Here is a 15,792-nt window from a genome sequence, read left to right on the forward strand (position 1 = left end):
TCGCTTTCGCGCCTGCCTGCCGGACAGGCAGGAAAGAGAACTCATCTCAACCTCTATTTTGTATCTCGACGAATATTTTTAACACTTATCGTTAAAGTGAAAACTGAAATGAAGCTAAAATTTTACTTTCGCAGGAATTTTCTTAACCAATGACTGCATCTTTACGATCCATTATTCTTGTTGTTTTGACCGCCACGATCGTGGGCTCCTGTGCAAAGCGTGCCATTCAAACGCGCGGTACCGCTACACTTTCTACTTCAAACGAAGAATACCGTAGTTTCTATCTTTTAGGAAATCTAGGTGTCAATCAGGCTCAGGATCCATCCGTATTTGATCAAATGGTGAATCACATTGCAGATCAATCACAACCGCAAGATTATGTATTGGTTCTGGGCGATAATGTGGATGCCGAATCCCTACGTAAAAAGGACGAGGATTCTAAAGACAAAGAACAGCTTAACAAACAGCTCAACCTACTCGCTGATAAAAAACTGAATGTACTGGTACTGCCAGGCGATGAAGACTGGAATGATGAAGGAATTTCAGGTCTTACAAATATTGAAGAGCTTACCGAGGAACTTCTGGACGATGATGAAGCGTTCCAGCCTGAGAACGCGTGTCCTATTGAAGAAGTGGATATCTCTGACAGTATGCATCTTATTGTAGTGGATAGTGAGTGGTACATTGAAAACTGGGATAAAAATCCCAAATTCAATGATGAATGCGAGATCAAAACCAGAGAGAAATTCATCAAGGTCCTCGCCGATGCAGTGCGAAAGGCAAGACACAAAACCGTGATACTGGCCATGCATCATCCTTTGTATACTAATGGCGTCCATGGTGGTACGCTAGGGTTGCGCATGTTGAGCACACCCAAACAGGAAAACGCCTACTTACCAGGAGTTGGCTTTCTATACAGTTTTGTAAGATCACAGGCAGGTCTGTATCCGCAGGATCGTTATAATCCTTTAATGAATGAATTGATGGAAGAGATCGAGACCATAGGTAGTGGAATCGATCGGCTTATTGTGGTATCTGCTCATGAAGAAAGCCTGCAATACATGGACCATGATAATATCAAGCAAATCATTTCAGGTGCGGTGACCGCTACCAACGTCGCTTCTTTGGGAAAAAAGGGGAAATTTAGTGCTGGTAAATTGGGGTTTGCAGAACTGCGCGTTTTCCAGGATCAGAGTTCGCAAGTTTTTTTCCATATCGTCAATGAAAATGGAGACTTGGAACAAGTCTATGCCGCCGATTTATTTGAGCCTAAAGAAGATTATGACATCGCTAGTTTACCAGCCGTAACCGCCAAAACAGTAAAGGCAAGCGTCTATCCTAAAGAAGAAACCGAAGTCGATCAGGATTATGAAGAATTTTATGGCAAGCACTACCGCAGACTTTATGGTCTTGATGTTGAAGCGCCGGTCGTTTTACTGGACACTTTATACGGCGGCCTCAAGGTAGAGCGCGCTGGTGGTGGTAATCAAACTCAAGGATTACGTCTTGTGGACAGTCTGGATAGAGAATTCAATATGCGTGCTTTGGAAAAAGATGCGCTCCAGTTTCTCAAAAGTGCAGGCTATGATAAGCTGGATGCCGACAAATATTTTGCGGAAACTTTGCCACAAAAATTGATACGCGATTTTTATACCGCAGCGCATCCTTATGGTGCATTTGCAGTGCCTCGATTAGCTGGAGCCATCAAGCTAAGCCACACGCACCCTAAATTGTTTTACGTTCCCAAGCAGCCTGTCCTTGGGAATTTTAATGAAACTCATGGAGACCGTTTATACATGATCGTGGAGAAGCCAGATGACAGCTTTGACAATGCACATATGTTTGGGTATAACGAAGATGTCGAGAGTACCGACGATCTATTTGAAAAAATAAGATCTGATGAGGAATACACCGTTGACGAGGAACTTTACATACGCGCCAGAATATTTGATATGTTGCTGGGCGATTGGGATCGTCATGAAGATCAATGGCGCTGGGCTGAAATCAAGGTCGATGAAGACCACAGCAAATTTGAAGCGATACCGCGCGATAGAGATCAGGTTTTCGCGCGATTTGATGGGAAGTTATTGGAGTTCATGAATGGCGCTATAGGCAGTACCAAGCAATTCGGGAATTACGGTCCAGATATTGAATACATCAAACAATTCAGCCGTAGTGCGATACATCTGGATCGCGCCGTATTGCAGCGCTCCTCCATGGAAGATTGGGAAAAGCAGGTACAATTCATTCAGGATAATATCACTCCAGAAGTGGTAGAAAAAGCCTTCAATGAAATGCCTGAAGAGGTCAAGGATGAACAGTGGCTGCAGACACAGCAGGATTTGCTTTCGCGAAAGCGAAATCTCAATAGCATCGTGCAACGATACTACAAGCATTTTCTAGAGTTCCAAACCCTGAAAGGAACCGACAAGGACGACCGATTCACCATCGATCGAGCTAATGGGAAGACCACCATCAATGCCTACCGCATCAAAGACGGCAAGTCTGAAGATGTGTTGTTTGAGCGAACTTTTAGCGATGATGAAACCGAAGAAATCTGGATCTATGGTCTTGATGATGATGATGAGTTTATCGTTACTGGTGATGGCGACAGTAAAATCCGCATTGTGATTGCTGGAGGAAAAGGCAAGGATATTTATGATGTCAAAAACGGGAAAGGTATTTCCATATTTGATTACAAAAGTGAGGAGAATGATTTGAGCAAAGCCAGCGATGCCCGCAATATCTTGAGAGATGATTATGAAATCAACCATTACGATCACAGAAAATCACCAGCTAATAAAAGTACTTTCAGTCTGGAGATGGAGTACAATCCAGATGATGGATTCCGCCCGCAATTAGGTATTGAAAAAGCTACCATTGGTTATGATCGCAATCCATTCACCATCAAATACGGAGTGAATGTGGATTACAGATCTTTGACGCAAGCGGCTGTTTTTGATGGCTACTGGTCAAAAGCTAATGTTCTAGGGCAATGGAATCTACAAGTAGATGCCGGCATCACAACCAATAATTATACAGAGAACTTTTTTGGTTACGGGAATGATTCCGCTTTTGATAAGGATACTGATTTTGATGTGAATCGGGTCTTTTTGCAACACCAGTCCATTGGTGGCTCCATTTACAAAATGGGAGATTATGGGAGCAGTTTTACATTTGGTTCCCAGTATGAAGGTATCGAAGTAGAGCCCAACATTCCTGAATATACTAATGTGGACAATGAGCGCGATGATTATTTCAAGGCATATTTCAATTATGAATTCAAGAGCATTGACGATAATCGTTTCACCACACGAGGCATGTGGCTTAAAGGTGACTTTTCCTTTACGGATAATCTGGCCAACGGCGAACATTTTGTAGGTGTAGATCCTTCATTGACTTTTTGGAATGCCATAGATGATAACCGCAGATTGATCATCAAATCTGCCATTGCAGGACAATTGCGTATGGGCGATGCACCTTTGTTTTACCAAGCAGCACGTCTAGGTGGCGCCAATGGCTTGCGCAGCTTTAGACAGGAACGCTTTACCGGTAATTATGCCTTGAATGCCAGCGTGGATTTGAGATATGACGCAGCACCTATCAAAACGCGATTACTACCGCTACGATTGATTCCTTATGTAGGTATTGATACAGGTAGGGTTTGGGTCTCTAGAGATACGGTTAGTACATTCCATACTAGTTATGGTGGTGGTATCGAACTGGCATTTCCAGGCTTGATCAAAGGATCAATTTCCTATTTTACGGGAGAAGAAGGCGGCCGTTTGGCCTTCGGGATCTATTTATCCAAATAACTAAAACCTCAAATCCTGCTGTTGTATCATAAAGATGGCAGGTCGTTTATGAAGATCCTCTTTATTGTGTTTCCACTGTGAGATGGGTTGTGTGAGAATGAATTCTGTAGGTAGTGTGATATCACAGGCAACGCACAACATCGTTTCTGGATGGAGGTTGTTACACAATACCTCAAGCATTTTGTTATTGCGATAAGGCGTTTCAATAAACAATTGTGCCTGTTGCTCTTGTTTGGAGCGTTGTTCCAATTCCAATATTCTACGTTTGCGATCCTTGTTATCAATAGGCAAATAGCCGTTAAAGGAAAAGTTCTGACCATTCAAACCGCTGGCCATGACGGCCATTAAAATGGAGCTGGGACCTACTAGTGGGATGACTTGGATACCTTTTTGGTGCGCGATCGCCACCACATCTGCACCTGGATCTGCCACGCCGGGCACACCAGCCTCGCTCATCAATCCCATGGGTTTGCCTTCTAGGCAAGGCTGTAAAAAGGATGGAATTTCAGAAGGCTCTGTGAACTTGTTGATCAATGAAAACTCAAGTATGGACTGTTCCTTTTCAGGCAGTAGACTTTTGATGGATCTACGTGCGGTTTTTTCGTTCTCCACAATGTAGTGATCCACCAGTTCTACCACTCGCTGGATCGATGCTGGCATGACGTCTAGCGGTTCTACATCGCCCAAGGTTACTGGAATCAGGTATAGTTTTCCGTGAGGTGTTGCCATGATGGATCTGGAGTTATGGGTTGATTTTTTGTTTGATGGATGGTAGATGAGTTCGCTTTCGCGAAAGCGAAACTATTTTAAAAATCAATGATACGATACACCTTGCGTTGTCTCAAATAACTTTGAACAATGTGCCTGGTGTCGCGATCTTCTGGTATTTCGGTAATGATATTTTTGAGGATTTTAGGGTCCGTAAACTGGATTTGTAGATCTACAAAACCGTAACCTTTAACCACGCCATCCTCTATAAGAATTACACTGCGTTCTGTATGTTCCCTGCCGCGATCCACTAGAATGCGCCTTTTGATATTAAAGTTGTGTAGGTTATAAACCTCGATCGCTCTCTCATTGTATTGCTCTACAGTTTCCTTTTGAATGCAAGCACCGTGGCAATGGCCGGTTTCATATCTACTGCAAGGACCTTCGGTTTCCTTTTCCAGTCCAGATAAAATCCCGCATAACTGGTGTTCTTCCACCATTTTTTCCATAAACGATCTCGCCGACTTACCATTGCTGAAGGTGGTGAGGTAGTTATTGTTTCGTCTGGTGGACTGCACAGAGTAGGTGATATAACCATGGTCATCACTGCCTGAAAAAATCCCGTGACTAAAACGTGGCTTATTGCTTTTCTTGTTAAACTTAGGTTTATGCTTTTTCATTTCAAGGTGTTCCTTGAGTAAAGCGAGCAGATCGTTACCAGTCTTTTCATACCTCACATTTTCCACTTGCTTGCTCATTTCTACGGATCGTCTGCGATCTGTGGTGAAATGCTGTGTGAGACTCTTTTTCATATTACGGCTACGGCCTATGTAGATCAATTGATCTTGATCGTCATAGAGGTAATACAAACCTGTGGATGCTGGCACTTTTTCCAAAAGCGTCTTGAGGTTATTCGCCACGACGGTTTTAGGAAAAGACTTTAAGCTTTGCTGTAAGATGCTTTTAGAACTGTCCTTATTGAGTAAGAGTTTGAATAGTTTAACCGTAGCCAGTGCGTCGCCAGTAGCACGATGCCTATCGGTAATAGGGATGCCCAGATTTCTCACCAGTTTGCCTAAGCTATAGGTTTCTTGTTCTGGCATTAATTTTTGAGCAAGTTCTACCGTACATAAGGTTTGCATGTCAAATTCATAACCCAATCGCTCAAACTCCAATCGCAGCATGCGATGATCAAAATTGGCATTGTGCGCGACAAGTATAGTTCCATCCAGGATTTCTATGATGCGTTTTGCAACCTCGTAAAATTTAGGAGCGCGTACGAGCATCTTGTTATTGATGCCGGTAAGTTTGACCACAAACGGCTGGATTTCCTTTTCTGGATTGATAAGGCTGGCAAATTGATCCACGATCTCATGACCGTCAAATCTATAAATCGCCACTTCAGTAATTCCTTCTTCATTGAATTTACCACCAGTGGTTTCTACATCAACTATTGCGTACAAATACTAAGTTTTAAGTCCGTCCCGTTTTAGACACGAGATGCTTTCAAATGTACGGTATTATTTGATTTTTATGAATACTGGAGTCTGTGTTACCGTGATCTAAGGATGCCTGAAATATTTATTCCATTTAAAACAATAGCGGTCCATTTTTTCAACAACGATTTGATCGACAGGAAATAAAAAAGAGCCACGTACTAGTGGCTCTTTTTTGTGGATGGTGTTCACATCAGATCTTTTCATGGTAGATCTTATCATAAAGATCTTGATAAGCTTCCTTAATATTGCGGCGTTTCAACTTCATGGTAGGAGTGAGGTGACCTGCTTCAATGCTCCATACATCTGGAGTCAACTCAAAACGCTTGACGCGTTCCCATTTTCCAAACTTCTCGTTATGTTGATCTACTTCCTTCTGGAAACGACTTATAACCTTTTCATTACTGACTAGGTCTTTATGATCCTTAAAGGAGATTCCCTTGCGATTTGCCCAATCCTCTAAAAACTCAAAATTAGGTTGTATGATCGCTGCCGGCATCTTTTCACCTTCACCTATGACCATGATTTGGTCGATAAAACGACTCTGCTTCATCGTGTTTTCAAGAAGTTGTGGTGCTACATACTTACCTCCAGAAGTCTTGAACATTTCCTTTTTACGGTCGGTAATTTTTAAGAACCCTTCAGAATCGATTTCTCCTATGTCACCGGTATGGAAATAACCATTGGAATCAATCGCTTCATTCGTTTTTTCTTGATCCTTGTAGTAGCCTAACATACGTTGCGGCCCGTTAATTATGATCTCACCGTCAGGTGCAATCTGGACATCAGTTTCTGGCAACATCTTACCTACGGTTCCTATTTTGAATCCGTTATTGCGCATGTCATTCACAGATATTACTGGACTTGTCTCGGTCAGACCATAGCCTTCCATCACAGGAACGCCTGCCGCATTGAAAACTCTGGCAAGTCTAGGCTGTAGGGCAGCGCTACCGCTAGCAATAGCCTTTAGGTTTCCACCTAGGGCTTCTTGCCATTTAGAGAAGATGATTTTTTTGGCTAGTTTGAGTTTGGTCTCATACCACCAACCATTCTGTCCATAAGGTTCCCATTCCAGACCTAGTTCTACGGCCCAGAAGAATAGTTTCTTTTTGACCCCATCGAGGTCAGCACCTTTGGCAATAATTTTGTCATACACCTTTTCCAACAATCTTGGTACGGCACTCATCACCTCTGGTTGCACCTCTTTAAGGTTGTCAGATATGGTTTCCAGTGATTCCGCAAAATAGATACCGCTACCTGTATAAATGTATAGGTACTGCAGCATGCGCTCATAAATATGGCATACTGGTAAAAAACTGAGCGCTTTAGAGTTCCCCAATTCAATAGGTAGTCTAGTTTCAGAATTAATGGCGTTGCTGGAAATATTCTTATGAGATAACATAACACCTTTAGGCTTTCCAGTTGTCCCAGAGGTATAGATAAGTGTAGCAAGGTCGTCTTCATGAATCGACGCCATCATGTCATCAAGATCCTTGTCATTATCGGTTTCTTTTCCTTTTTCCTTGACCTCTTCCCAGCTTTTACAACCAGGTATATCATCAAAGCTAAAAACCTCAGTTAAGGTAGGCACCTGATCTTTTATGGCCATGACCTTATCATAGACCTCTTGATCAGATACAAAGACCATTTTTGACTCGCTATGATTAAGTACGTAAGCATACTCCTCTTCAGAAATGGTAGGGTAGATAGGAACATCCTGTGCTCCAGTTTGCATGATGCCTATATCCATAATGTTCCATTCTGTGCGGTTCACAGTGGAAATGAGCGCAATCTTATCGTCCTTTTTTACACCCATTTTCATCAATCCTCTAGAGATGGCTCTAGATTGATCAACAAACGACTGCGTAGATGTTTTTACCCAGGTTCCATTTTTTTTGGTGACTAGAGCGTCTTCTCTAGGAAATCTTTCCAATTGATAATAAGGAAAGTCAAAAAGTCTTTTGATTTGCATATTTGATAATTGATACTGCAAAGTAAGGAAAGATCTTCATTTTTCAAACGTAATACTAGCAACTACACAATTGGTAAAGAGTTCGCTTTCGCGAAAGCGAAAAAATCCACTTTCATCGAAAATATGCATGAATCTTATACAAGAAATATATTTAATCCGATAATAATCAGGTAATTATATTTTAAGTAAGATTTTTCCTTAAAAACCGAAAATATAAAAATTACGTAGCCCGATGAACAGTGTTAAAATCCTTAAAAATTTACCAAAAAGCGCTGAAAAACACTTTTTTAACCTGAAAATCGGATAGCTTTAAAGGGATAAATCAAAAATTTAATAAAAAACTTATGAAAAACTTTACTCTACTAGTTTCTGTGGTAGCGGTCTATTTCTTAGGTGCTTTTTGTGTTGATGCGCAAGTAGTAACTAAAACTGTAGATGACGGTACTGATGGAACTTTACGAATTGAGATCGCTGATGCTGGAACAGGCGGCACGGTCACTTTTGACCCGTCTATTCAAGGTCAAACCATCAATGTGACCATGGGAGCGATACCTATTAATGCCTTTGCGGCCATCACCATTGATGGAAATAATGGTGGTACTTCAACCACGATTTCTTCAGGATCCAATAGCCGCATCTTTGATGTGGATGCAACCATTGCGGCAGTCATTAATTTTGACTCTGTAATTTTTAGAGATGGATCTGCAGAAAGTGGTGGCGCTATTCTTGCCAGCGGTGCAACAACGGTAGTCAATATCGCAGATTGTGAATTCCGCAGTAATATAGCCACAGGTGCCGCTGCGACCAATGGTGGTGGAGCTATTTTTAATGATGGTGCCACGGTTGCAATTACAGGAACATTATTTAGAGATAACCGCGCTACTGGAACATCAGGTAGTGGTGGTGCCATACTCAATTCTAATGGAGGTACTCTTGCGATAGACAATTCTATATTCAGAGTCAATGTTTCTCAAAGAGCTGGTGGTGCGATTGAGGATAATGCCAATGCTGCGAGTGTCATAACTATCTCCAATTCTACATTCGCTAAAAATGAAGCGGGAACCAATCCCGGTAATGGTGGTGCTTTGCACGTTTCAGGATCTAGTTCTTACACTTTTGATGGCGGAGCCGTACGTGAAAATATTGCAGGAAAAGAAGGTGGTGGTTTATGGAACAATCTAGGCACACTTACCATCAATGGTACTATCATAGAAGATAATGTTGCACAAGGCGACTTTGTTGCTGGAACGCCTCCACAAATCGTTGGTGGTGGAGGAATATTTGCAGAGGACGGTACTGGTGTCGTTGTCATTAATGAAGGTACGATCATCAGACGTAATCAGGCAACTGGTGTACAAGGTTCTGGTGGTGGAATTTTGATGGCTACAGGTACCACACTTACCATTAATGGTACGGTCGCAAACCCTGTCATGATCATGGATAATCAAGCAAGCCGTGCAGGTGGTGGAATTGAAGACTGGTCTCTAGACACCAATTCAAATACGATTACAAATGTTGATTTCTCTGGAAATTCCGCAGGTCTAGATGGTACAAATTTCACCGCTAATGGTGGTCCAGGAAATGGAGGCGCGATTCACGTTACAGGACCAGGAAGTAATACGATTACTGGTGGTACTGCAACAGCTAATCTTGCAGCTAATGAAGGTGGAGCATTTTGGAATGGTACGGGAACAATGACTGTTGATGGTACCAGCATTGCAAATAATACAGCAAGCGGCGCAGGAGCCGCAAATGGTGGTGGCGGATTCTTCAATCTGGGCGGTACATTAGATATTTCAAGTGCTATTATTGATGGTAATGCCGCTAGCGGTGCTGCTGGTTCTGGTGGTGGTATTTTGAATACTCGCGGAGGAACCATCAATGTTACGTCCTCATCAATAACTAATAATACAGCAGTGAGAGCTGGTGGCGGAATTGAGGATAATTCTACTATAGATGTAAATGGGTCTGTACCGGTAGGTTCAATTTCTCTAGATGGTGTGACTCTAGATAGCAACAACACTTCTGCTTCTCCAGGTAATGGTGGTGGTATGCACCTCACTGGCGCGGCTACTTCCACGATCACAGGTGGAACCGTAAATAATAATACAGCATCAAACGAAGGTGGCGGCCTATGGAATGGATCTGGGACAATGACCGTAAGTGGTGTCCAAATTGATTCTAACATAGCAGCAGGTAATGACACATCATCTCCTGGCGCTGCTGGTGGCGGTGGAATTTATAATGAAGGAGGAACAGTTGTTCTCACTAACAACACAGTTGTTTCAAACAATCAAGCCACAGGTGCACAGTCTACTGGTGGTGGTGTTTTAAATGCTGCTGGTACATTTACTGCAACTGACTCAGAGATTTCTTCCAATGAGTCCAACAGAGCTGGTGGTGGAATAGAAACCAATGGTACTTCAAGTGTTACATTAACTAACGTAACCTTAGATAGTAATATCACAGGCGTGGTTACAGGAATGGGCGCACCTGGTAATGGTGGTGCTCTTCACGTAAGCGGTGCTGGTTCTGTAGATATTACTGGAGGAACGGTTAATACAAATGATGCCGCAAATGAAGGTGGTGGATTATGGAATGGTACTGGAACTATGACAGTATCTGGAACAACTATTTCTGCAAACACCGCAAGAGGATCAGATGCAGAGGTTGCTGGAGCGTCTGGTGGTGGAGGAATCTACAACGAAGGTGGTACAGTTAATCTTACAAACAATACAGTTGTTTCTAACAATCAAGCCACAGGTGCTCAATCTACCGGTGGTGGAGTTTTAAATGCTGCTGGTGTATTTACAGCAACAGATTCTGAGATTTCAGGAAATGAATCCAACAGAGCTGGTGGCGGAATCGAAACCAATGGCGATAGTTCAGTAGAGCTTACAAACACAAACCTTGACGGGAATCTTACAGGAGCAACAACCGGTCCTGGAGCACCAGGTAATGGTGGTGGTCTTCATGTGAGTGGTGCAGCACCTGTAACTATTACCGGTGGAACTGTTAATAACAATATCGCTAGAAAAGAAGGTGGTGGACTCTGGAATAATGGTGGATTACTTACCATTAACGGAACTACCTTATCAGGAAATGATGCTCAAGGTGACTTCGTTGCAGGTATGCCTCCAGAAATAGTTGGTGGTGGAGCAATCTTCTCAGAAGATAGCATGACTGGTAGTGTTGTTATTAATGAAGGAACAATTATCGACGGTAATGTCGCGACTGGAGTACAAGGTTCTGGTGGTGGAATATTGATGGCTACAGGAACTACACTTACCATAAATGGTACTACTGCAAATCCAGTGGTGATTTCTAACAACAGCGCTAGTCGTGCTGGTGGTGGAATTGAGGATTGGTCCTTAGGAGCAACAACATCTACAATTACAAATGTGAACTTTACAGGGAACACGGCTGGATTAAATAGTGGTGACTTCATTGCAAATGGCGGACCTGGAAACGGTGGAGCGATCCATATAACGGGACCAGGATTGATGGATATTATTGGAGGTACAGCAGATTCTAATTCGGCTGCGCTGGAAGGTGGAGCGTTTTGGAATAACGTAGGTACCATGACCATTAGTGATGTGGATATCACAAATAACACTTCTACTGGAGCTGGTGCAGATGATGGTGGTGCAGCTTTATTTAATAATGGCGGTACTTTAAATGTATCTGATTCCTTTATTGATGGAAACCTTGCAACAGGAGCGTCTGGATCTGGTGGAGCGTTATTGAGCACTACTGGAGCCGTCACGATCACTAATACTACAATTACCAATAACGCCGCTAACAGAGCTGGTGGTGCGATTGAGTTAATTGACGGTACGTTGGATATCTCAAGTTCTGAAATATCAAATAATGATGTGGATGGAACTGCAGGTACGGCAGCGCCAGGAAATGGTGGTGCTTTGCATATCTCAGGAAGTTCTGTTGTTAATATCGACTCTAGTATCATAAATTCCAACAGCGCAGCTGCAGAAGGTGGAGCTCTTTGGAATCAATTGAATTCCGTAATGGTGGTCTCCAACTCAACACTTGATGGCAACAGTGCCAACGGTACAGCCGTCGACAATGGTGGTGGAGCTATTTTCAATAATGGTGGTGATACTGAGGTTTATGACACTACAATTTCAAACAATACCAGTGTTTCTAATGGTGGTGGTATCTCTAACCAAGTGGGATCTTTAATCGTTGAGACTTCAACAATATCGTCAAACACGGCATCTTTAGATGGTGCTGGCGTTTATCATGCAGGAACCAATGCTCTTTTTGATATTGTTACCGTTGCCCGAAACATTGCCACTGGTAATGGTGGTGGCTTAGCATCAGTTGCAGGGACTTTTAGTATTACCAATACTTTGGTGGCAGAAAATCAAGCTGCTAGTGATTTCAACGTTTCAGGTATTACTTCTAACGATTATAACCTTATCGAGATCGACGACACAAATTCATTTACGGCTATGCCTAATGATATTGTAGGTACGGTCGCTAGTCCAGAATTTGCATCTTTAGGACCATTGCAAGATAATGGTGGTAACACCTTTACTCATGCGATACTGGATGGGACAAGAGCACAGGATCAAGGAAATCCTAATAACAACCTGACGGATCAACGCGGTGAAGCCGTTTTTGGACCAGCACGTGATATTGGTTCTTTTGAAGCGCAACAAACACTTTCTAATGATGACATTGCCGCTGCATTAGCCGCCGTGCGTTTGTACCCTAATCCTAGTAGTGATGGGCGATTTACCATACAGTTACCTGCACAGGTGACATCGACAGCTACTTACAGAATAACAGATATGACTGGAAAAGTAGTAGGTGGATCAAGCCTTAGAACAGGAGTTAACAATTTACAGATGAATAATCTGTCCGCTGGAATCTACATAGTTCAAGTTACCGCGGCAGATCAATCTCAAAGTTTGAAGTTGATTATTGAATAAGCCATTCAATTAAAAACAAAGAGCCCATTCTATTTAGGTAGAATGGGCTTTTTTATTAGGTTGATTTTGAGTTCGCTTTCGCGAAAGCGAACTAACCATCATCCACATTTCAATTATTCAACATCGACGTCCTGAGATTGATTACGGAACACCAACTCATTTTCAAAAGCATCGATCAATACCACACTATCTGTGGTAATCGATCCCGAAAGTATGCTTTTTGAAAGCTGGTTGAGGACGTTCTTTTGAATCACACGCTTCACGGGTCTCGCTCCATATTGTGGATCAAATCCTTGCTGTGCCAGTAAGTCGATCGCCTCTTGAGTAGCGTCTATAATGATGCCTTGCTGTGCGAGCATTTTAGTCACGCCTTTAAGTTGCAGGCTCACGATTTTCTTGATTTCTGCGGCATTAAGCGGTGTGAACATCACGATGTCATCAATACGGTTGATAAACTCTGGTCTCACACGTTGCTTGAGCGCTGCAAGAACCTCAAGTTTAGTCGCTTCAATAACGGACTCTCGATCTGCTACCGCGTTTTCAAATCGCTCCTGAATCACCTCGGCTCCCATGTTGGAAGTCATTATGATGATGGAGTTTTTGAAATCTGCCACACGTCCTTTATTGTCAGTCAAGCGACCTTCATCAAGGACTTGTAACAAGGTATTGAACGTATCTGGATGCGCTTTTTCAATTTCATCCAACAAGATCACAGAGTATGGTTTTCTGCGAACGGCCTCAGTGAGCTGTCCACCTTCATCATAACCTACGTATCCTGGTGGTGCACCTACCAGACGGCTCACGCTATGACGCTCTTGATACTCGCTCATATCGATACGTGTCATGGCGTTATCGTCGTTGAAAAGATATTCTGCAAGAGCTTTGGCTAGTTCTGTTTTACCTACACCGGTTGTTCCTAAGAACAGGAAGGAACCTACTGGTTTTTTCTGATCCTGCAAGCCAGCACGACTGCGTCGCACGGCATCACTTACGGCCACAATGGCTTCTTCTTGCCCTACCACACGTCTGTGTAATTCTTCTTCAAGTCTCAAGAGTTTTTCACGCTCGCTTTGCAGCATTTTGGCTACTGGTATACCGGTCCATTTTGCGACAACCTCTGCAATATCATCATAGGTCACCTCTTCCTGAATGAGCGATTTGCTCTTATCGCTTTCATTGACTTCTTTTTGAAGACGTTCCAGCTCTTCCTGACTTTCCTTGATCTTACCATAACGCAACTCTGCTACCTTACCATAGTCACCTTCACGTTCTGCACGTTCTGCTTCCAGTTTAAGGTTTTCAATTTCAATTTTGGTGTTCTGAATATTGTCGACCAGTTCTTTTTCAGTTTCCCACTGGGCATTGAGTGCGTTACGTTCTTCCTTAAGATTTGCGAGGTCACTGCGCAGGGTTTTCATTTTGACTTCGTCCTTTTCACGCTTGATGGCCTCAATTTCGATTTCGATTTGCATGATCTTGCGGTCAAGCACGTCCAGTTCTTCTGGTTTAGAGTTGATCTCCATGCGTAATTTTGATGCAGCCTCGTCCATAAGGTCAATCGCTTTATCTGGCAGGAATCTGTTTGTTATGTAACGTTGTGACAGCTCTACGGCGCCTATGATGGCCTCATCCATGATACGTACCTTGTGGTGCGTTTCATATTTATCCTTGATACCTCGCAGGATGGAAATGGCACTTTCGGTGTCTGGTTCGTTCACTTGCACCTTTTGGAAGCGACGTTCCAGTGCCTTGTCTTTTTCAAAATACTTTTGATACTCATCTAGAGTTGTGGCACCAATGGCTCTAAGCTCGCCACGAGCCAAAGCTGGTTTTAAAATATTGGCTGCGTCCATGGCGCCTTGACCACCACCAGCACCAACGAGAGTGTGAATCTCATCAATGAATAGCACGATGTCTCCATTGCTAGAGGTCACTTCTTTGATAACGGCTTTTAGGCGTTCTTCAAATTCACCTTTATACTTTGCACCGGCAATAAGTGCACCCATATCTAAAGAGAAAATCTGTTTGTTCTTAAGATTTTCTGGTACGTCACCAGCCACGATACGGTGTGCAAGACCTTCGGCAATGGCAGTTTTACCAGTACCTGGTTCACCTACCAGCATCGGGTTGTTCTTGGTACGTCTGGATAGAATTTGTAGAATTCTGCGAATTTCTTCATCACGTCCTATTACTGGGTCCAATTTACCTTGGTCGGCTAACTCATTGAGGTTTTTGGCGTATTTGCTTAAACTGTTATACGTTTCCTCGGCGCTTTGCGAGGTGATCTTTTCACCTTGACGCAATTCGTTAATAGCAGCATTAAGATCTTTAAGCGTCAAGCCCTGATCTTTGAGAATCTGGGCAGTTTTTGAATTACCATCAAAAATACTGAGCAGTAAATGTTCAACAGACACATATTCATCGTCCATTTTGTTGGCAATGGATGTGGCGTTGTTCAATACTCTATTTGCCTCTCTGGAAAGTTGAAGTTCGCCACCTTCCACTTTTGGAAGAGGGGCTAACTGGCTATCGATAAGCTGTTCGACCAGAGATAGATTAAGGTTCAATTTCTTGAAAAGAAAAGGCATCACGTTTTCATCAACGGTTAAGATGGCCTTGAATAAATGGGCGTTCTCAATGATTTGATGTCCCATTTCTTGTGCAAGCTGCTGTGCTTGTTGAACAGCTTCTTGCGATTTTATAGTGAGTTTATTAAAGTTCATATGTTTTGTTTTGTGAGTCTATGTCAAATGATGTTCCTAAAACAATTTTGACAAAAAGTCAGTAAAATTTAATGATTTAAGCGACAGGTTGACATATTATTAATTAATTAGCACTTTATCACC

6 protein-coding genes are annotated in these 15,792 nt (G+C 42.7%); 2 read left to right on the forward strand and 4 right to left on the reverse strand.

Annotated features, from left to right (window positions below; translation table 11 throughout):
* Window positions 1–149 precede the first annotated feature (149 nt).
* A complete protein-coding gene (locus AAU57_RS09400; RefSeq protein WP_055412665.1) occupies window positions 150–3,815 on the forward strand; it encodes a metallophosphoesterase in 3,666 nt (1,221 codons plus the stop codon).
* Here AAU57_RS09400 and AAU57_RS09405 read toward each other — a convergent pair whose 3' ends face one another.
* The 3 genes from AAU57_RS09405 to AAU57_RS09415 all read right to left on the reverse strand — a co-directional run bounded on the left by AAU57_RS09405 (window position 3,816) and on the right by AAU57_RS09415 (window position 7,991).
* On the reverse strand, window positions 3,816–4,544 hold the full coding sequence (locus AAU57_RS09405; RefSeq protein ID WP_055412666.1) for an SAM-dependent methyltransferase: 729 nt from the start codon (window positions 4,542–4,544) through the stop codon (window positions 3,816–3,818).
* A 77-nt stretch (window positions 4,545–4,621) separates the two neighbouring features.
* Complete coding sequence (locus AAU57_RS09410; RefSeq protein ID WP_055412667.1) at window positions 4,622–5,986, reverse strand: exonuclease domain-containing protein; 1,365 nt, start codon at window positions 5,984–5,986, stop codon at window positions 4,622–4,624.
* A gap of 226 nt (window positions 5,987–6,212) precedes the next feature.
* Entirely contained in the window at window positions 6,213–7,991 is a 1,779-nt protein-coding gene (locus AAU57_RS09415; RefSeq protein ID WP_055412668.1) for an AMP-dependent synthetase/ligase, read from the reverse strand.
* 344 nt (window positions 7,992–8,335) lie between these two features.
* Here AAU57_RS09415 and AAU57_RS09420 point away from each other — a divergent pair, with 344 nt between their 5' ends.
* Window positions 8,336–12,946, forward strand: a complete 4,611-nt coding sequence (locus AAU57_RS09420) for a T9SS type A sorting domain-containing protein (protein WP_055412669.1) — start codon at window positions 8,336–8,338, stop codon at window positions 12,944–12,946.
* Between the two features lie 113 nt (window positions 12,947–13,059).
* On the opposite strand, the gene clpB is transcribed toward AAU57_RS09420, so the two are convergent.
* Window positions 13,060–15,669, reverse strand: coding sequence for an ATP-dependent chaperone ClpB (clpB, locus tag AAU57_RS09425; protein WP_055412670.1), 2,610 nt, complete (start codon window positions 15,667–15,669; stop codon window positions 13,060–13,062).
* Window positions 15,670–15,792: the final 123 nt, after the last annotated feature.

It is taken from the genome of Nonlabens sp. YIK11 (assembly GCF_001413925.1).
Lineage (GTDB): Bacteria > Bacteroidota > Bacteroidia > Flavobacteriales > Flavobacteriaceae > Nonlabens.

Bases quoted from the DNA above. Each gene is read 5' to 3' on its own strand.
- AAU57_RS09400 (WP_055412665.1), top strand. From the start codon at position 150: ATGACTGCATCTTTACGATCCATTATTCTTGTTGTTTTGACCGCCACG.
- clpB (WP_055412670.1), bottom strand. From the start codon at position 15,669: ATGAACTTTAATAAACTCACTATAAAATCGCAAGAAGCTGTTCAACAA.
- AAU57_RS09405 (WP_055412666.1), bottom strand. From the start codon at position 4,544: ATGGCAACACCTCACGGAAAACTATACCTGATTCCAGTAACCTTGGGC.
- AAU57_RS09415 (WP_055412668.1), bottom strand. From the start codon at position 7,991: ATGCAAATCAAAAGACTTTTTGACTTTCCTTATTATCAATTGGAAAGA.
- AAU57_RS09420 (WP_055412669.1), top strand. From the start codon at position 8,336: ATGAAAAACTTTACTCTACTAGTTTCTGTGGTAGCGGTCTATTTCTTA.